Genomic DNA, 19,618 nt, shown 5'->3' with positions numbered 1-19,618 from the left:
ACTGGGGGATCGATGACCCAGTCTTTTTGCTGTGTTTGGATGGTTTATTACTCTATACCAATGGCATTCATGTTGACAGCAAAATGAAAACCTATTTCAAATATTATTTTCCATATGAGAAAGCGGATGTAGGTATTGAAGGGAAGGGAGTATGCCATTGAAATATATAAGCATAACAATATCGAAATAGATGGAAAATGATTCTAAATATAAAGAATATGCAAGGAAAGGTATGAATTGACAACGTTAACATAGATTCGCTAGAATGAGTCTCGTGCTGATGCGGTACAGTAATACAGCACAAGATTTGATACCAATGCAACACATCATTTATTTCGAGAGGGAGTATTATTCATGAAAAATCGTACACTGACCTGTGCATTATCTATCGCTCTATTAGGTTCCGTAGGAGCAGCACTGTTCACCCCGACTCCTACAGCGATCGTTATGGCAGCAGATGGTTCGGGTACCACTGCGAGTATTTCTGACATCTTAAAAAATCAGCAAGCCGATGGTGGTTGGAAAAAGTACTATTCCGAAACAAGTGGCGAATGGGCAAAATCCACTATCGACAATAAAGCTACATATACGGAAATTCGCCGTCTAGCCAGCGAATATACCAGCAGCAAAAATACGACGTACTCTGCCGCAGCTATTAAAGGCATTAACTTCCTGCTGAATATGCAGTATGCCAATGGCGGCTTCCCGCAAGTATATAAAAGCTCCGACTATCATACGCATATCACGTACAATGATGACGCGATGGTGAATGTACTGATTCTGCTTGACGAAATTGCCAACAAAAAAGGTGATTTCTCCTTTGTGGATAGCAATCTGGCGAGCAAAGCCAAACAAGCGGTCGATAAAGGCGTGGACTGCCTGCTGAAAACTCAATACGTATCCGGCGGTAAGTTGACCGCATGGGGACAGCAGCATGATGAGAATACGCTCAAACCGACAAGCGCACGTATCTATGAAGTCGCTTCTCTAAGCGCAGGCGAGAGCACTACCATCGTGAAGTTCCTCAAAACAAGACCAGCAACGACGCAAATTACCGCTTCAATCAAAGCTGCTGAAGATTGGTTCAAAAAAGTGAAAATTACTGGCTATCGTTATGAGCGCAACAGCACAGATAGCTATATCGTTGCCGACTCCAGCGCAGCGCCGATCTGGGCGCGCTTTTATCAGCTGGATACCAATAAACCGATCTTTACCGGTCGTGATGGTGTAGTAAAATATGCTCTCAAAGACATTGAGCAAGAGCGCAGAGCTGGTTATGCCTGGTATGGCAACTGGCCGAGCAAAATCGGCATTAACTAATTCCACTCCCACTGCAACACGCCTGTTCTTCTACAGGCGTGTTTTTGTATCTAAAATCAATCGGTTCATATAGGAAGACATCTGAATGGAAGAATGTAGATTTGCTTACATGACGGTTGCAGTTTATTTTATGAACAAAATGAACATTTGCAGAAACTGAGGTCCCATATACCGTTTTTTTACAGTCGTTTGTTTAAAATATACAATTTTGATTCAATTATTGTGGAATTGTCCATATGGAATACGTCAGATGTGGAAGATTTTGTATCACTCTGAAAAAAAGATTATGATAATTTAACGCGCCACAGTGTAGTATTATGTAGTTTTTTATAGGTGTCGTTTAATATTAGTCCATAATGTAACTATACCTTACAGGAAGAAAGGATTTGTTGTATGAGCAATCTCAAACGCGAACAATCATTATTCAGACGCAAACCGATTGTCCCATCCGAAGGCAATCTGAAACGCGTACTGGGCCCGCTTGACCTGACTACACTCGGTGTAGGCGCCATTATCGGTACGGGGATCTTCGTATTAACCGGTGTGGCAGCTGCCAAATATGCTGGACCGGGGCTTGTGCTTTCCTTCCTGCTTGCAGGGCTGGTGTGCGCATTTGCCGCCCTATGTTATTCGGAATTTGCTTCCTCGGTGCCTGCATCGGGTAGTGCGTATACTTACAGCTATACTACCTTCGGCGAGATTATCGCTTGGATTCTAGGCTGGGATTTGATTCTGGAATATGGCTTTGCCAGTGCTGCGGTAGCAAGCGGCTGGTCAGGATATTTCCAGAGCTTACTCGCGGGCTTCGGTGTACATCTGCCGACCGCACTGACCAGTGCCTTTAATCCTGAAAAGGGGACATATTTTGATATTACGGCTTCAGCGATCACTTTAATTATCGCATTGCTGCTGACGCGTGGTATCAAAGAAGCAACACGCGCCAATGGTGTTATGGTTGCAATCAAGCTGATCGTCGTGCTGATCTTTATCGCGGTAGGTGTATTTTACGTACAGCCTGCTAACTGGACACCGTTCCTGCCGTTCGGTTTCAGTGGTGTAACCGCAGGTGCGGCAACTGTATTCTTTGCTTACATTGGTTTTGATGCCGTTTCAACAGCTGCGGAAGAAGTAAAACGTCCACAGCGCGATCTCCCAATCGGTATCATTGCTTCTCTGGCGATCTGTACAGTGCTGTATATCGTCGTGTCCCTGATCCTTACAGGTATCGTGCCTTACAGCATGCTGAATGTAAGTGATCCTGTTGCTTTTGCATTGCAATATGTTCAAATGAATGGCATTGCTTGGATCGTATCGCTTGGTGCGATCACAGGGATTACAACCGTTCTGCTCGTTATGATGTATGGACAATCTCGTCTGCTGTACTCCATGTCCCGTGACGGTTTGCTGTCGCCAGTCTTCTCCAAAATTAGCGGCAAAAGCCAAACCCCTGCTGTCGGCACATGGGTTGCCAGCGTAGTGATTGCATTCTTCGCCGGTTTCATTCCACTGGGCAGTCTGGCGGAATTGACGAATATCGGTACCCTGTTTGCCTTTACAGTAGTTAGTATCGGTGTAATCGTATTACGTCGTACACAGCCTGATCTGCAAAGAGGATTCCGCGTACCTTGGGTTCCAGTTATTCCGATTCTGAGTGCGGTTGGTTGTGTGTATCTGATGCTGCAATTGCAGGCTTTAACATGGGTCACATTCTTTATCTGGCTAGTTATCGGTCTGATTGTGTACTTCTCCTACGGTCGTCGTCACAGTCTGTTGAATGGCACTCGTCGTTAATTATTAATTCTCAAACCTCTCCATCGTCGATAGCGGTGGGGAGGTTTTTTTATTGTATTTTGTTTAATAAATCGGTTATGTCATGTTAAATAGCTTGAGGCAGGGAAGATTTTATTTACAAAATGAGTTTCAACCATATTGTCACTGCAATCAATATGCAATATATTGGTTTTATGAATACATATAATGAATCATCTCAACCTTCTTCTACTCGTCGTTCGTCAGAAACACGTGCAGCTCAATCCCATACCTCCAAGCCAAGCATCTCTACATCGAATATTCAAAAAATCAATCGTTTATCCTTGCGAGATCAGATTTATCAGACACTCAAGCAACATATCCTTTCCTTGGAATTGCCGCCAGAGCAGAAGCTGAATGACTCTGAACTGGCTGCTCAATTTGGGGTAAGTCGGACACCAGTGAGAGAGGCGCTGAAACGGCTAGAGGATGAAGGGTTGGTTGAATCCTTTCCGGGTGCAGTTACGCGCATTACACCGCTAAATGAACAGGCAGCAGCATATGCTTTTCCAGTAGCGGCAGCTTTGCACGCATTGGCTACACGATTAGCGACTCCACAATTGCTGGATTCGCATTATAGTGACATGGAGGCTGCGAATGAGCAGTTGATCATGGCTTTGCAGCAGCAGGACGCAGAGAAGGCGGTAGAGGCAGATGACCGTTTTCATCAGGTGTTTATTGAGGTGGCAGGCAATCCAGAGATCGCTTCTTCGTTGCAAATCGTTATGTCCAAAATCCGTCGTCTGGAATTGGCAAAATTCAGCCAGATTGATCGTACCCAGTCGCCAGAAGATCATAAGCGCATTATAGAGGCATGTCGCGAAGGGAAAGCGCAGCAGGCGGCGGAGCTTATGGAGCAGAATTGGCTCAGTTTGGGTCAATGGCTAAACGAACAGCATCATGCAAATCCGAATGGAGGTTCATCATGAGAGCAGTTTGGATTGGTGTTGCCGCTGCGTTCTTTTTCGCTTCCAGCTTTGTGCTGAATCGGTTGATGGAGGTGGGCGGTGGATATTGGGTATGGAGCGGTTCCTTGCGTTACTTTTTTATGGTGCCGCTTCTGGGGATATTGGTGTTGATGCGTCGTCAGTTGACTCCAGTATGGCAGGAGATGAAGCGCCAGCCATGGCAGTGGCTGCTGTGGAGTACAGTAGGCTTTGGGCTGTTTTACGCCCCTTTATGCGCTTCCGCTGTGTATGCTCCCGCTTGGCTAACAGCGGCAGGCTTTCAGCTAACGATAGTGGCAGGTATGCTACTATCGCCATTATTTTTTTTCGTTTACCCAAGTGCAGACGGACCAGTGCGGCGGCGTGGACGTATTCCGCGTAGCGCGTTTCTGATTTCAATCATTATGCTGATCGGTATCGGGCTGATGCAGCTGGAACAAGCACAAGAGGGAGGAGCGAGTTGGCAGGCACTGGTGCTGATCGTTGTTGCGGCTTTTGCTTACCCGCTTGGTAATCGTAAAATGATGCAGGTGTGTGATGGGCGCTTGAATGCGTTTCAGCGTACGCTCGGTATGAGCATCGCTAGTTTACCTTTTTGGATCATCTTGTCGGTATTCGGCTGGATACAGCAGGGAGGACCTTCGTCGGGACAAATCGGTCAATCCTTTCTAGTGGCACTCTTTTCTGGAGTGATCGCCACGGTATTGTTCTTCGGCGCTACGGATCAGGCACGCAACCACCCTGCACAATTGGCAGCAGTAGAAGCGACACAGGCGCTGGAAGTAGTATTTACATTACTGGGAGAATGGATTCTACTCGGCATTATGCTAACGTCGGTAGGTATGTGGGTCGGTATGGTGCTAGTGGTGAGCGGAGTTGTCGTTAACGCCATACTATCTGCACGACAGCCGGGCGTATCTAGGAAAAAGCTCAAGCAGATGAATGAGATATAAGCAAGCGATGCAAATGAACGTATCCCGGGGCAAGTCCTTGCATGATAATCGTTGAGCAGAGAGCAGAGAGCAGAGAGCAGAGAGCAGAGAGCAGAGAGCAGAAGAGGAAGCAAATGTGCCGTAGGTGCACGTTGCTTCCTCTTTGTTTTGAACGTTATTCGTTTTCACAAGAAAATAGTACATGTAATAAAAGTATACTGTCCACAACTTGTATATTGCATGTCATACTGCTGGATTAGCGATATACAGTACATCCATTGGCTTCCATGTCCTCCAACCAATCTGGATATTGCAGTTCATGATTCCAGCGCAAGTCTAGTCGTTCTAGCCCTTTTAACTCGCGTAATGATTCCGGTAAGGAAGTCAGAAGATTACTGCGTAAATCCAATTCTAGCAAGGAATGACAGCCAATGATGTGCTCTGGCAGTGTGGTTAGCTCATTGTGTCGCAGATTCAGCCGACGCAATTGTCGACAATGACCGATACTGTCTGGTATAGCGGTTAGACGGTTACTTTCCAGATCAAGCACGCGCAGGGTAGACAACGAGTCGAACATATCAGGCAATGCTACCAAATGATTGTTGCGGAAATGCAATTCTCGAATACTGCGCAGACCATTGAGTGCGTCTGGCAAGGAAGTAAGCTTGTTATTCATACAGCGAAGTTCCACCATAGCGCCAAGCTTACCAATCCCATCCGGTAGCTGTAGTAGTGCATTATCACTAATGTTTAAATAGCGAAGCCGTGGAAAATCCCCTATACGATTATCCAACTGCTCCATGTGATTGTTATGCAGATACAGATAGTCTGACAGATTGGATAGTGTATACAGCGCATCCGGTACATGTTTAATCTGATTATGTCCTAGATCAATCATGCTCAAATTGGTCAATTCGCCAATACGTTCTGAAATATGAGTGAGACGGTTGACCGATACATTGAGAATTGTTAGATTGTGCATATCAAAAGCAACATGGGGAATTTCGCTTAATTCATTGTCAAACAGGTTGAGATCCGTAATGTTGAGAGGATCCGCTTCCAACTCTGGCATGGTATGTAATTGACGGTGTGCAAGATCAAGTTTCATCGTATGTATCCTCCAGTGAGTGTATCCAATATAACGAAGCAGTAGTGATAATTGCTGCTTTAGCAGGGCATATAGTGAACGGATGTGGTCTAATGTTGCCACAGCATTTTATACCATACTTATCGAAAGTATCGAATACCTGTAATGTAATGATATGCCTGTTTTATTATACCGCTTCATTCGGTCTATCTTCAAAATTAAAACTTACGTTCGCCTTCAATTTCAAGTATAGTGGAGAACGTAGCTATTGATTCGGCAGTGTCTGAAATATGGATACGGAACCGACATCCGCACGTTCAATGAGCATCGGCATATTATGGTATAAAGGAGCAGATCATGCGATTTAGCGTTCAATTTTTATCATTTTTCGTATTACAGGTCGAGGGCAAGGAAGGCCAGACCTCCAAAAATTATAAGCATTATCAAACACTGGACGAGGACGAATATGAGCTAAGCCAGATTAAGAACTTTTTGCATGCAGAGTTCACCCGTACTGCCAAACGTAAAGTGGAAAAGAATCCGTCCAGCGAGCAGCCGCCAACCAAAGTGGCAACATTCCTAGTTGAACCGGGACATGAATTGACCAGTAATCCCAATTTTAACTTATTTGCCCGTTTACGTACGGTCGATAACAAAGACGATTTCAAAAATGCCTGCGATGATCTGGTACGCAGCTATCTGGATACTAGCTCGGTACGCGGCGGTGCGCTCATCGTCTCGCAGGTCAAGCTGGATACGCATCTGGATGATCCATTTGTATTTGTTATGAAATGCGATTTTGAAAAGCAAATCGCTCGCATTTCTGACGAGCGCAGTCTGATCAGCGAAGTGGAAATGGCGATTAGTGCGCGCAATATGAAATCGATCCAGTACCCGCATATGCCGGAAGAGGGCATGATTGAAGAGTGGGAGCTGAAGGTGCATCAGTCGTCCCATGCGCGTTATTTTGAAGACTTTTTGAAATTCGTGACGTATGAGCAGTCTATTCCTGAGATCGTCAACGAGCGTGTAATGGATTATGTGCAGACGTACGTAGAAGAAAAGTGGCCTGATGCTGGGAATGTGGAGCGTCAGCGTGAGGAACAGGATTTAGAGTTATGGGCAGCTAGTGACAAGCGCGATTTGCAGGAGAAATGGGAGCCGCAGCAGGTGATCGAAGCCGCTGAGCGCATCGTCGAGATCAAGCCGGAGATTGAGATTCGGGTGAAGCTGGGCGATACGAGCGTGAAGGGGCTGCTGGCGGATTTTGGCTTCCGTATGCATATCGCCAAGCTGGGTGATCATTATGCAATGGTCATCGAAGGCGAGTCGTTTACATTTGAAAAAGGCTTCTCGCCGGTTGAATTGCTGCAACCGGACAGCTTTGAGAATCTCGCACAGCAGTTGATTGAGAAAGCGAATCGTCCGTCTGAGCCGGATGATGACATGCCGTATTGAGCAGATACATGGAATATAACGAAAAAGCATCCAAGTTAACTTGGATGCTTTTTTCGACGTTATTTCTATCATGTCAAAGATTTACGTCATTCACCTACAGCAATATCTTCGTCTGTTCCATATGAGTTGGCTGCTTTGCCTTTGTAGTGGAAGCTTTAAATAAAAATGAGGACGATTCGTTATCATACGTTACGACTGTCTCTGTATTCAAAGTGGGGATAGGATGCAATAATGTAAACGCCTTCATTGACAAAACAGTACATCATGTACGAAACTATACAAAGGATATTACTTGACATAAGGAAAACGGGAGCATTATGCTGCCCCCATTTGTTCATTATTATACTGTTATACACATACCGATTTCTTTAAATATTCAATTGCGCAATCTGATCCTTCAGCTTCTGTGCCGAAGCGCGTAGCAGTTCTTCTTCCTGTGCATTCAGCGGAACTTGCAGCTTCTCACGGATACCTTCGCGACCGACAATGGATGGTACGCCGAGATAGACGTCGGAGATGCCGTGGTAGTTGTCCAGCAGGGAAGATACGTTAAGAACAGCATGCTCGTTTTGCAGAATCGCTGCAACGATCCGATCCAGCGCAAGTGCAATCGCGTACGAGGTAGAGCCTTTGGCATTGATAATCTCGTAGGCGGCATTTTTGGTGCTGTTAAAGATCTCGTCGCGTTCTGCTTGCTCAAAGTCGATATTGGCCCCAGCTACGTTTGCAAGGCTCCATACCGGCAGCTCGGAATCGCCATGCTCGCCAATAATATGGGCATGAATGCTGCGCGGATCGATTTCCTTGTGCTTACCGATCAGGTAACGGAAGCGGGCGCTGTCGAGCAAGGTACCGGAGCCGATCACGCGGTTTGCAGGCCAGCCGCTCTTTTTCCATGATACATAGGTCAGAATGTCCACCGGGTTGGTGGCGACCAGCAAAATACCATGGTTGTTATACTGGGTAATATTTTTGATAATGTCGTCAAAGATGGCGGCATTGCGGTTTAATAGATCAATCCGGGTTTCACCCGGTCGCTGGTTAGAACCTGCAGCGATGATAATAATATCGGCGTCCTTGCAATCGGAGTAATCGCCGGCCCATAGTTTGACGCCGCCCACAAAAGGCAGTCCATGGTTCATATCAAGTGCTTCGCCAAGAGCACGGTCTTTATTGGCATCAATGAAGACAAGCTCGGACATTCGATTACGCAATAGCAGCGTATACGCGGTAGTGGCGCCAACGGCACCTGTACCGATGACAACAACACGGTGAGGTTTGGATACGGATTCAGGCATAAATTATCATCTCCTTCTCATTTTGTGTTACAGATTCGCTACTATTGTAGCGGAAAGACACGCCAATGTAAAAAGGACTTCTCTGTCCTTTACCCAAAAAACTGTAAAAACGTATCGAAAAGACTTGAAACTGTAATGGCTTGTAACTTTTCTGTAAACCACCTATCAAAAATATAGTTTACTCTAATATAAGTTGTGATCAATGAATATCTTGGCTTAGGGCAAGTGTGTGGAAGGAGAACTACCAAATGAAGTGGAGTATTGCCAAATCGCTTCTAACCGGAATCTCCATGATCCTTCTTCTGTCAGCTTGTACGTCAACCGGTGGGGACATCGCTCCCGTCAGTGAATCGGTCCGACAACAGCTTCAGCAGTCAAAGGAAGATCAGGGACAAACAATTACACTCAAAAAAACAACGGATTCCAATATAAATAAAGGCGGAGACAACAAGACGCAAGAAGAAGGCTACCGCATTCAGACGAGGCTAACCGATTTCCAGCTGCTTAGTGCGAAGGCTGGTTTGGCATGGGGGATTACGCGTAATGAACTGCGTATCTATGTCACACAGGATAACGGAAAAATCTGGGACAATGTATCACCAGCACCAACGGTAACATTTTCCGAATCTCCCGCGTATGGTAGCGGGATCTTTTTCCTGAATCAGAAAAATGGCTGGGTGGCGCGCAATGCCAATGGTGTGGGACAGACGCTTATTCTGCATACGACAGATGGCGGACAAAATTGGAATGTCAAAACGTTCAACAATGATGAAGCCATCCTTGGCATTTATTTTATCGATGAAAAAACAGGCTGGGTGATGACATCCGACGAAACGAACGGCAACAATCAGGAGAAGGCGCTATATCGTACCAATGACGGCGGCATGAACTGGAAAAAGATGATGCAAAACACCGGCTCGATCTCCACTGCGAATGCTACTACGCATGCAATCCCGCAAAATGGTACGCTGGTTGGGATGTCCTTCCGAAATGCAAAGAATGGGTTTGTCACGTTGGAGGATAATGGACAACCGCATCTATATACAACGTCGGATGGCGGCGAATCATGGGTGCAGGGCAAGGAATTGGTACCGCAGGAAGTGAAGGCATGTACGACACTGACTACCAGCAAGCCGCAATTTTTTGGCACTAGCAAAACAAAGGGCTGGATGAATATTGGTTGTGTCAGCAACAATGCGACGCATTACATGGGTTATTTTACAACCGATGGCGGTAAAACTTGGGATGTGACGCCTTTTCAATTGAAGTCGCAAACTGGTATCAATCAGGCGATGGGACCGACGTTCCTCAATGAAACGACGGGCTGGTCCATCGTGAACGGAATCGTGTATCGCTCACAAAATCAGGGCAAAACATGGAACGCATTGCCTCAGGATGCAACACTCAAAAAGACGCTAGTAAATTACCCAGAGCTATCCAAGCTGCAATTCTTCTCCAAAGAAGTAGGCTGGCTGCTCGTTTCTAAAAATGAAGAACGTCGTTCCTTGCTCATGCAGACGACCGATGGCGGTAAAACATGGCATGTACTGTGATGCAATAACCAACTGATATGAACGCTTGCATTCATATATGACTTTTATGACTTTTTCTAAAACCGTTGTGCAGAATCCAATCTGCACAACGGTTTTTTCATCAAAACAAAATAAATAAAAAATAATTTAAAATTTGCGTTCAATTGTGAAAAAAATCACATTATTATCTGCATCTGTCGGTTAAGATAAAGGTGTAGAAAAAACAAGGAGATGATTGAGATGAAAGCCAACGTTACCGAGAATTTTACAAAATACTATATGGACCTGTGTTACAACTGTGAAGAAGCCGCCAAATGTCAGGATGAAGAAACATGTCTCGCTTGCTGGGCAGATCAAGGACTGTTCGATAAAGAACAAGATGACACCAACCAACTGCTTCACGCATACTATGCTTGACTCCGGCTGGTACAGTAAGCGCCGTGAACCTAGAGCATTCATTCTAATCGCTCCTTTCTCTCACGGCGCAGCAAATATTATCGCTGGCAATCCATAAACCTCCACACTCCGATACAGGACGCGTGGAGGTTTATTTGTATATATAGACCCATTCGAATGTTTCGTACACGTTGTAGTCGTTGAATATTGCTGTATAGGCGGGAATCGCATACGATAATATTGTGATGCGCATTGACTCTTCCGGTTGAAGATGCAGTCGAAACAGGATACGCAGCAATACGATGCAGCCTGAATACGAAATTGATGGAGGGATACGATGCAATATACATCGAAAACAGTAGTTGTGACCGGTGCTGCTCAAGGCATTGGGCGTGCGGTGGCAGAGCATTATGCTACTGCGGGAGCAACTGTATTTTTAAGTGATATGGCAGATTCAGAGGGAGCAGCTACGGCAGCAGCCATCCGTGAGAATGGAGGACAAGCCCATTTCTTGCCATGCGATGTACGTAGCGAGCAGCAGATCAAGCAAATGATCGGAGAAGTGGTGGATACGACCGGACAGATTGATGTAGTGATTAACAACGCAGGGATCGGACGCTGGAAATCGCCATATGAACTGACCATCGACGACTGGGATGATGTATTGAATACGAATGTACGCGCCTGCTTCCTCGTGTCACGCGAAGCAGCGAAGGTCATGAGAACGAGTGAAGGCGGCAGTATCGTCAACATTTCTTCAACGCGTGCGCATATGTCTGAGCCGAATTCAGAGGCATATGCAGCATCCAAAGGCGGCATTACTGCATTGACGCACGCACTTGCTGTATCACTAGGCGAGGATCATATTCGTGTCAATTGCATTAGCCCCGGCTGGATTGAGAATGGTGATTACGCTGCTTTGAAAAAAGAAGATCATGAGCAGCACCCAGCGCGTCGTGTCGGTAAACCGGCAGATATTGCTAGTGCCTGTCTGTTCCTGACCTCAGATGAGAATACGTTTATTACCGGAGCAGAGCTGGTCATCGACGGTGGAATGACTCGTAAGATGATCTATGTAGAGTAGTAGTATATCGAGTAGTGGTATATAACGTAGTATGATGCAATGAAATACAATGTAATGAAGAGCTATGTAGTAAAGTGATCATGTAGAGAAGTCCTGATCCGTAATGTATCATGAAATATACTACAAAAAGCCCGCTTGCCGATGTACATGCAAGCGGGCTTTTCATATGATTATACTCTATTGTTAAACGGACGATACGAGGCGACGATTCCATTTTTCTTTAAATAATGGCAGCGTACTTTCACCGAAGATCTTAGCTTCTTCCAGATGTGGGTAGCTGGACAGGATGAATGAGGTTACACCTGCTTCGGCATATTCCAGCAAGCGATCCGATACCTGATCCGGTGTACCAACGAACATCAGTGCACCGCCAGAGCGTACATTGGACAGACCTGCCCACAGATTCGGTCCAACTACAAAATCATTGGCAGCGGCTGCATCGCGAATTTGATTTTGGCGATTTTGTCCAGTCGCACCAGTTTTGCTGAAGGAGGCTTTGGCACGCTCAATCGTTGCTGGATCAATATCCTTGATCAGATTACGAGCAGCTTCCCAAGCTTCTTCTTCGGTATCGCGAACAAGCACTTGAGCACGCATACCTACACGTAGCGGACGAATGCTGCCGCTTGCTTCGGCTTGTCTGCGCTGCTCTGCTTGCAGCTCTTCAATCTGCTGCTTGATCATCTCAAGCGGCTCTGACCACATTAGGAATACATCGGCATATTCGGCGCCTACACTTTTTGCCATTGGGGAGCTACCGCCAAAGTAGATAGGCAGACCCGGCTTTTGTACCGTAGCTGGACGGCTTGTACCGCCGTTAATCTCATAATAATCGCCTTTGTAATATACCTTATTGTCTTTGACAGAAGCATCTGCGCTTGCGCCAAATTCAGTCGAGGAAAGACCAGTTGCCTGTTCCCAGACGCCTTTGATCACATCAAGATACTCGCGAGTGCGGGCATATTTCTCGTCATGCGCTCTCGCTAATGGATCGCCCAATTCTTCCAAATCATCTGGAGAGCTGCCCGTTACGATGTTGATACGTGCGCGACCTTCGGACAGCGTATCCAGAGCGGCAGCCATACGTGCAGTCAAGACTGGCGCGATAAGACCGGGTCTAACAGCAACGAGCGGCTTCAATGTAGTCGTAGCACCAATGATCGCTGAGCCGACAACCCAAGAGTCAATGCAGGCGCCACCAGTTGGAATTAACACGAATTCAAAGCCGGATTGCTCGGCAGTACGGGCAACTGAGGTCAGATAATCTAGCGTAGGTTTGCGCTCAGACTCACGTCCAAGACTGGTGCCATCTCCCATCGTAGGCATGAACCAGCCAAATTCAACATTTTCACGATACATGTAATCAGTAGACATAAGGAAACTCCTTTATATTTAGGCATTGGATACTCTTGTGTACAGATACGCTGTAACATTCAAACATCATCTATAGAAATAATTCATAAGCAATAGAAAATCGTACTAACTAATCCGACAAACATACTTGGTATAAAAATACTAGCATGTTCATTTAGGGGTGTCAAATGCTTTGTTGGCATACGCAGACGCTTCGTTATAAGATAATGACTATGAACCAATGTGCATATCAACATATGCCCATAGGATATAGGGACAGGTTTAGATGATAAAGGAGGAATAATAATGAATGCGAATCCTAATCATAGCAGTCTTCAGCATACGCTTAGCATTGGACAAGTATCCGAACGCTCTGGTCTGAGTGTGCATTCGCTGCGCTTTTACGAACGCGAAGGGCTGCTGCTGACAACGCGAATTAGTCGAGATGAGGGCGGGCGACGGCGGTATAGTGAAGCGGATGTGCAATGGCTGGCAATCTGCACTCGCTTACGCTCATCGGGTATGCCGATTGCCGAGATTCGGCGCTTTGCTGAATTAGTACGCTTGGGACCGGGGAATGAATATGAGCGCTTAGCTATTTTAAAAGAACATCAGCAGCGGGTCATAAGGCAGGTGGAGGAATTGAATGAGTGCTTGGATGTGATTACGTCCAAGGCGGACATTTACGAATCGCATCTGCGTCAGCAACAAGCGCAGCAGATACACATCGCACAGAAATAGATACAAGAAATCTAAGGTGGAGCGTAGGAATCGTCAGCATAAGACAAACATCACGGAGCAATCAATGTAATTTCCGAAATTCAGGCTTGACCTAGAGTAGACTCTAGCTTGTAAAGTGGAATCATCACCGAGGAGCACAAACAACTGCCATACGCATGTGTATCTGCTCAGCGTGAACGAAATCGGTGAAATTACCAACTGCAAAGGAGATTATCATAATGGAACAGGCTTATCAAAGCACACCACAACATAAAATCAACTCAGGATTTGGTCCGAAAAGCACAGCAACCGAGGTATTAGAAGGAATTGATCTGTCAGGCAAGCTTGCACTGGTAACAGGTGGCTACTCCGGTCTCGGTCTGGAAACGACCAAAGCACTCGTTCATGCAGGTGCTTATGTTATCGTGCCAGCACGTCGTCCAGAAGTAGCAGCAGAAGCACTGAGCGGTGTAGAAAATGTGGAAGTGGGCGAGCTGGATCTATCCGATCTGGATAGTGTTCGTGCATTTGCAAAACAAGTATTAGATAGTGGACGCAGTATTGACCTAGCGATTCTGAATGCTGGTGTTATGGCAAGCCCAGAAACTCGCGTCGGTCCGGGCTGGGAACTGCAATTTGCAACCAATCATCTGGGACATTTCACGCTGATCAATCTGCTTTGGCCACTGCTGACCGCAGGAGATGGTGCACGCGTCGTTGCTACATCGTCAGCGGGACATCATTTTTCGCCGATTCGTTGGGATAATCTGAACTTTGAAGGCAATTACCATAAATTCGAGGCATATGGTCAATCCAAAACAGCCAATTCACTGTTTGCGGTGGAATTGGATCGTCGTGGTGCAGAACAAGGCGTACGTGCTTTTGCGGTGCATCCGGGCGGGATTTTGACACCATTGCAACGTCACCTGAGCCGTGAAGAAATGGTAGATCTGAAATGGGTAGATGAGGAAGGCAATGCCGTCAATCCTGCATTCAAATCACCAGAGCAAGGGGCAGCAACGCAAGTGTGGGCAGCAACATCGCCACAGCTAGAGGGCAAAGGCGGCGTATATTGTGAGGATTGCGATATCGCTGAGCTGACACCCAAAGATGGCCCACGCGTTGGCGTACAGCCATATGCAGTTGATTCGGATGAAGCGAAACGGTTATGGGATTTGTCGGTAACATTGACGGGAGTCGGTCAGGCGTAATCATTTTGATGCGATAGGCTCTTTATCTTTATTATGTAAAGAAAGAACAGCCGTGGTCCGTAAGGATGGCAGGCTGTTCTTTTTCCTAACAAACAATGAAATTATTGTCATACCTGCCAGCATCAAAGTCTGCTATAATCACCGTACACCCTTTTCCAGAACATTGAATGAAATACTACATATTCTACAAACCATCTAACATCCAATAGACCACAGCTGGCAGAATCATTTGCTTCAACTGTAACATTCTGTTGGATGTATTCGATTCAGGGTAAATGCACAAGGGTAATATATAGGATGTGATGTCTAATATATGTTACGGGAGGAATGCAATCATGTTGAGCCAACCTTATCGTCCGGTTTCCTATCGCACGGAGCACAGGTATACTCATCCGGGAGAGGCTGCATCTCAGCCACATGCCAATGCAAAGTCGTCCGTAAAGGATCACAAGCCAGCGCTGGGCAACGATTATATGTCCACACGTCAACAATTACAGCAGAAAGTTGGTCTGGTCGGTACATTCCATATGATTCCGGGTCATGGTGTGAACAATCAGGTGTATCGTGGGCGATTGGAAGCAACAGGCGAAGATCATTTTGTTGTTCGTCATATGAATTCTGGTCAACGTGAAGTATTGCCATTATCCGCATTGGATAGCGCAGTATTTACCGAATCGACCTCCGCTTATACAAGCATTTCGGGTCAGGCAGCACCAAGTCGTTACTCGTTATCAGGTCAATAAGCTGTCCGTTTGGTACATCGCGAATAATAACCTTCTATATTAAATAAAAAGCACACCTATACTAAAGCCCGCCTATGGTCGTCATTATGCTGACCGTGGCGGGCTTTGCTGTATAGTTTTATGCTTTACAGATCAAATACCATTTCAGATTTTGCAGTGGAATTTCGATTAGCACATCATACGATTATTGTGCAATGGAGTCGTTATAATCTTGCAGCTTTTGCGTAATTTGAGAAGCTGCATTATCTAATGCTTCTTTTGGCGTTTTGGAGCCATTGATAGCTTCTTCCATTGCTGTTTCGGTCAATTGACGTGCTTCAGGGAAGATTCCCATAACTGCTCCTTGCGTAGCAGGATCAATCTTCGTATCATGCAGCTGTGTTACCGCTGTATCAAACTGTGGATACTTCTTCATATTTTCTTTGACCAAATCTTCGTCATAGGCTTTTTTCGTAATTGGGAAGTAGCCAGTGTTCACATGCCAGTATGCTTGCGTGGAAGGCTCGGTTAGGAATTTGATGAATTTCCATGCCGCTTGCTGCTCTGCTTCAGATTTGTCGTTCATGATCCAGAGGCTAGCGCCGCCTACGATTACGCCGCCTTTTCCTTTGTATGCGTCAGATGGTTTAGGAATAGGTGCAGTACCTACTTCAAATTTGCCACCTACTGAGTTTACAATCCCGCGTAGAGCAGCAGTGCTGTCCATTGTCATCGCAATTTGACCAGCAGCAAATGCTTTTTTGGTATCGTCGGTTTTGCGACCGAGGTTGATCATGACTTTTTCGTCTACAAGCTTTTTCCACCAGCTGAGTGTATCTACAGCTGCTTGAGAGTTAACCAGCGATTCAGTAGCAAGTGCGCTGCGACCGTTATTGTTGTTCAGCAATTGTACATCCTGATTCGCTAATAATTGCTCCATCAACCAGCTATAAATTGGGAAAGCACCGCCGGATTGACCATCTTTGTTCAGCTTTTTGGCTGCTGCTTCGATACCAGCAAACGTTGTTGGTGGATGTTCGGGATCTAAACCTGCTGCTTTGAAGGCATCTTTGTTGTAATACAGAATCGGATTCGATGTGTTAAACGGCATGGAGTAGAGCTTGTTATCAAACGTATAATACGCCAAAATATTCTCTTCCAGCTGCGACAGATCGAATTTGTCAGCATCGATAAATTGCTGCATCGGCGTAATTGCCTGCGAATCGATCATAAAACGGCTACCGACTTCATACGTCTGCATCATTGTAGGACCACTGCCAGAACCCATCGCTGTTTTGAATTTGTTCAGCCCTTCATCATAATCCCCTTGATAAACGGCTTGTACCTCTACTTCGGACTGCGACTCGTTGAATTGCTTCACCAGATTATCTACCGTTTCTCCCAATTCACCGCTCATGGAATGCCACCAGACGACTTTAACCGGGCCAGTGGAGGTTTCAGAAGAACTGCCACCTGCCGCCGAAGCAGGCTCTGAACCTTGAGAAGCACCGCCACTACAAGCTGCAAGGAATAAAAACAGACTTAATGTCAGCAGACCCCATGTGCGGGCCCAGAAAGGTTTGCGTTTCATGTGTATACATTCTCCTTTAAATGAAGATAGATTGGGTGAACATTCAGTCATACGACAAATAGCGTAAGCCTTGTATCGTCTCTGCAAAGTACTAAATCATTGTCGATTCATCTAGCAGTCCATCCATGCGATTCCACACACTTGTTTCTACAGAGTATAGAAGGGCGGATTGGGAACATACATTATCCTTTTAAGGAACCAGCGGTTAGTCCACCAACCAGTCGTCCCAATCCAACCGCAAGCAATACGAGCGAAGGCAACAGCACCATAACAATGCCTGCCATCACCATATTCCATGCGGTCACTTCGGCAAATTGCAGCATACTGACTCCAATTTGCACAGTACGCATGCTTTCGGTATTCGTAATAAGTAACGGCCACAGATACATATTCCAATTGCTCAAGAAGGAATACACGCCCAATGTAGCCAATCCCGGCATGGATAATGGAACGGCAATGGATAGGAAAATACGAATATGTCCACAGCCGTCGATCCGTGCAGCTTCCATCAGTTCCTTCGGCAATTGCAGGAAAAACTGTCGCATCAAAAAAGTACCAAATGCGCTTGCTAGAAACGGAATCGTCAGCCCCGGATAGGAGTCCAGCCAGCCCCAGCTGCGTACAGTCAAATAATTCGGAATGACCGTCACTTCCCACGGAATCATCATCGTTGCCATAAACAGTGCGAACAGTACTTTACGACCGGGAAAGCGGAGAAAGGCAAACGCATAAGCAGCCATACACGAAGTCACAATTTGCCCGATGGTAATGACGCCACTCGTCACAAAGCTGTTCAGAATAAAGCGTCCAACTGGAATCGTGTCCCATACCTTAATAAAGTTCTCCAGATGGAGACTCGATGGAAACCATTTGGGCGGATATGTAGCGGATTCGGCTTCGGTCATTAATGCATTCGACAGAGCGATCCAGAACGGAAAGAGAATCATTACCGCAGCAATCAGCAGTACGGCATAGGCAGCACTTTGACGCACAAGATTAGGCTTCACTGGTAATGCACCTTCTTTTCTCCGAATTTGAACTGGATGATCGTCAGAATGAGAATGAGTACGAACAGGACAAGTGCCTGAGCACTGCCTGAACCAAATCGGAAATTCACAAATGCGTCCTGATACAGATTGTATACAAGCACATTGGTACTATTCATCGGTCCCCCTTTGGTTAGTATATGAATCTGCCCGAATGACTGGAATGCACCAATCATTGAGGTTACGCTGGCAAAAAAGAGCGTAGGTGAGATCAGCGGCAAGGTTAACTGAATAAATGTGCGGATCGGGCTGGCACCGTCCATTTTGGCACTTTCATAAATGTCTTCTGGTACGCCCTCCATACCACCTAGCAGCAAAATAAACAAAAAGCTGACATTCATCCAGATCGTCATCAGCGAGATCGAGAGCAGCGCCCAATCGGGGCTAGTGAGCCAAGGAACTGCGGGTAAGCCAAGTGATTGCAGCACCACATTCAGCATGCCAAGTGTCGGATGGAACAGCATCATCCAGATGACCGATCCGGTACCGACCGATATGGCAATCGGGAGCGAGAACAGAAAGCGGAACACTTTGCTGCCGCGCAAATGCGTCCGGCAAATAGCCGCTAGAATCAGGGCAACGAGAATAGAGGTCGGTACGGTGAATAGCATGAATTCAAAGGTTACCCACAGACTCGACAGAAAATGTCCAGAATCGAACAGCTTTTCAAAATTGCGTAAACCGATGTACTTAGCAACATCCCCACGCGGTGTCGTAGAATGCACACTTAGGTATACCGATTTGAGCAGTGGATAAAATAGAAAGATACTGAACAGCACCAGCGAAGGAGCAAGAAACAACCCTGCCAGTGAATATTCCTGCCAGCGTCCGGCGCGTCGTGGTAGACGCAGAGTGGAGCGGGCGTTGACTGCACTTCGCTTCATATTACGTTTGACGGGAACAGCAGTAGATTTGTCCAAAATCATCATCCTCACTTTCATGTCTATTTTCATTATGCCTGCGCATAAGAGCAGTTCATGGTTCCTGTTCACCTGCTAAAGTATAAAGAGCGCATGTTAACGACAATAGCCATGAATGTAAAAATTGTGTATCCTTCGTAACAGTAAAATAGGACGGAGGGATGTTTGACTGTTTTCATTTTCGGGCTATAA

The 19,618-nt window shown here is 46.0% G+C and carries 17 protein-coding genes; 11 read left to right on the top strand and 6 right to left on the bottom strand.

The genetic code is table 11. The features are described 5' to 3' along the window. Nucleotides 1-354 precede the first annotated feature (354 nt). From pelA to ABXR35_RS08635, 4 genes are all read left to right on the top strand, one after another. On the top strand, nt 355-1,320 hold the full coding sequence (gene pelA, locus ABXR35_RS08650; RefSeq protein WP_367058239.1) for a pectate lyase: 966 nt from the start codon (nt 355-357) through the stop codon (nt 1,318-1,320). Nucleotides 1,321-1,713: 393 nt separating this feature from the next. Then, the gene (gene bcaP, locus ABXR35_RS08645) at nt 1,714-3,111 is read left to right on the top strand and encodes a branched-chain amino acid transporter BcaP (protein ID WP_367058237.1); all 1,398 of its coding nucleotides are present in this window, start codon (nt 1,714-1,716) and stop codon (nt 3,109-3,111) included. 263 nt (nt 3,112-3,374) lie between these two features. Further along, complete coding sequence (locus ABXR35_RS08640) at nt 3,375-4,058, top strand: GntR family transcriptional regulator (RefSeq protein WP_367061295.1); 684 nt, start codon at nt 3,375-3,377, stop codon at nt 4,056-4,058. Further along, complete coding sequence (locus ABXR35_RS08635) at nt 4,055-5,029, top strand: DMT family transporter (protein WP_367058234.1); 975 nt, start codon at nt 4,055-4,057, stop codon at nt 5,027-5,029. The genes ABXR35_RS08640 and ABXR35_RS08635 overlap by 4 nt, the downstream gene beginning before the upstream one ends. A gap of 235 nt (nt 5,030-5,264) precedes the next feature. Here ABXR35_RS08635 and ABXR35_RS08630 read toward each other — a convergent pair whose 3' ends face one another. Further along, nucleotides 5,265-6,116: a leucine-rich repeat domain-containing protein gene (locus tag ABXR35_RS08630; RefSeq protein ID WP_367058231.1), complete on the bottom strand. Its 852-nt coding sequence runs from the start codon at nt 6,114-6,116 to the stop codon at nt 5,265-5,267. Between the two features lie 336 nt (nt 6,117-6,452). Here ABXR35_RS08630 and ABXR35_RS08625 point away from each other — a divergent pair, with 336 nt between their 5' ends. Next, the gene (locus ABXR35_RS08625; RefSeq protein ID WP_367058228.1) at nt 6,453-7,553 is read left to right on the top strand and encodes a DUF3900 domain-containing protein; all 1,101 of its coding nucleotides are present in this window, start codon (nt 6,453-6,455) and stop codon (nt 7,551-7,553) included. A gap of 368 nt (nt 7,554-7,921) precedes the next feature. On the opposite strand, the gene ABXR35_RS08620 is transcribed toward ABXR35_RS08625, so the two are convergent. Further along, complete coding sequence (locus ABXR35_RS08620) at nt 7,922-8,851, bottom strand: L-lactate dehydrogenase (RefSeq protein WP_367058225.1); 930 nt, start codon at nt 8,849-8,851, stop codon at nt 7,922-7,924. Nucleotides 8,852-9,099: 248 nt separating this feature from the next. On the opposite strand from ABXR35_RS08620, the gene ABXR35_RS08615 reads away from it, so the two are divergent. The 3 genes from ABXR35_RS08615 (at nt 9,100) to ABXR35_RS08605 (ending at nt 11,863) form a co-directional block, all read left to right on the top strand. Beyond that, nucleotides 9,100-10,404 (top strand): WD40/YVTN/BNR-like repeat-containing protein, encoded by a 1,305-nt coding sequence (locus ABXR35_RS08615; RefSeq protein ID WP_367058222.1) that lies wholly within the window; start codon nt 9,100-9,102, stop codon nt 10,402-10,404. 219 nt (nt 10,405-10,623) lie between these two features. Further along, complete coding sequence (locus ABXR35_RS08610) at nt 10,624-10,800, top strand: hypothetical protein (RefSeq protein ID WP_367058219.1); 177 nt, start codon at nt 10,624-10,626, stop codon at nt 10,798-10,800. 316 nt (nt 10,801-11,116) lie between these two features. After that, nucleotides 11,117-11,863 (top strand): SDR family NAD(P)-dependent oxidoreductase, encoded by a 747-nt coding sequence (locus ABXR35_RS08605; RefSeq protein WP_367058216.1) that lies wholly within the window; start codon nt 11,117-11,119, stop codon nt 11,861-11,863. 183 nt (nt 11,864-12,046) lie between these two features. Here the strand turns inward: ABXR35_RS08605 and ABXR35_RS08600 are convergent, their stop codons facing one another. After that, complete coding sequence (locus tag ABXR35_RS08600) at nt 12,047-13,237, bottom strand: LLM class flavin-dependent oxidoreductase (RefSeq protein ID WP_367058213.1); 1,191 nt, start codon at nt 13,235-13,237, stop codon at nt 12,047-12,049. Between the two features lie 285 nt (nt 13,238-13,522). Here ABXR35_RS08600 and ABXR35_RS08595 point away from each other — a divergent pair, with 285 nt between their 5' ends. The 3 genes from ABXR35_RS08595 to ABXR35_RS08585 all read left to right on the top strand — a co-directional run bounded on the left by ABXR35_RS08595 (nt 13,523) and on the right by ABXR35_RS08585 (nt 15,890). Beyond that, on the top strand, nt 13,523-13,957 hold the full coding sequence (locus tag ABXR35_RS08595; RefSeq protein WP_367058210.1) for a MerR family transcriptional regulator: 435 nt from the start codon (nt 13,523-13,525) through the stop codon (nt 13,955-13,957). A gap of 218 nt (nt 13,958-14,175) precedes the next feature. After that, complete coding sequence (locus ABXR35_RS08590) at nt 14,176-15,147, top strand: SDR family NAD(P)-dependent oxidoreductase (protein WP_367058207.1); 972 nt, start codon at nt 14,176-14,178, stop codon at nt 15,145-15,147. A gap of 335 nt (nt 15,148-15,482) precedes the next feature. After that, nucleotides 15,483-15,890: a spore coat protein GerQ gene (locus tag ABXR35_RS08585; protein WP_367058204.1), complete on the top strand. Its 408-nt coding sequence runs from the start codon at nt 15,483-15,485 to the stop codon at nt 15,888-15,890. A 184-nt stretch (nt 15,891-16,074) separates the two neighbouring features. On the opposite strand, the gene ABXR35_RS08580 is transcribed toward ABXR35_RS08585, so the two are convergent. The 3 genes from ABXR35_RS08580 to ABXR35_RS08570 all read right to left on the bottom strand — a co-directional run bounded on the left by ABXR35_RS08580 (nt 16,075) and on the right by ABXR35_RS08570 (nt 19,390). Next, nucleotides 16,075-17,460, bottom strand: a complete 1,386-nt coding sequence (locus tag ABXR35_RS08580) for an ABC transporter substrate-binding protein (protein ID WP_367058201.1) — start codon at nt 17,458-17,460, stop codon at nt 16,075-16,077. A 182-nt stretch (nt 17,461-17,642) separates the two neighbouring features. Continuing rightward, nucleotides 17,643-18,407, bottom strand: a complete 765-nt coding sequence (locus ABXR35_RS08575; protein WP_436669355.1) for a carbohydrate ABC transporter permease — start codon at nt 18,405-18,407, stop codon at nt 17,643-17,645. Between the two features lie 56 nt (nt 18,408-18,463). After that, nucleotides 18,464-19,390 (bottom strand): carbohydrate ABC transporter permease, encoded by a 927-nt coding sequence (locus tag ABXR35_RS08570; protein WP_436669354.1) that lies wholly within the window; start codon nt 19,388-19,390, stop codon nt 18,464-18,466. Nucleotides 19,391-19,618 lie beyond the last annotated feature (228 nt).

It is taken from the genome of Paenibacillus sp. JQZ6Y-1 (assembly GCF_040719145.1).
GTDB classification, from domain to species: domain Bacteria; phylum Bacillota; class Bacilli; order Paenibacillales; family Paenibacillaceae; genus Saccharibacillus; species Saccharibacillus kandeliae.
The sequence above is the reverse complement of the archived record's forward strand: the minus strand, read 5'-3'. Positions and strand labels throughout refer to the sequence as shown.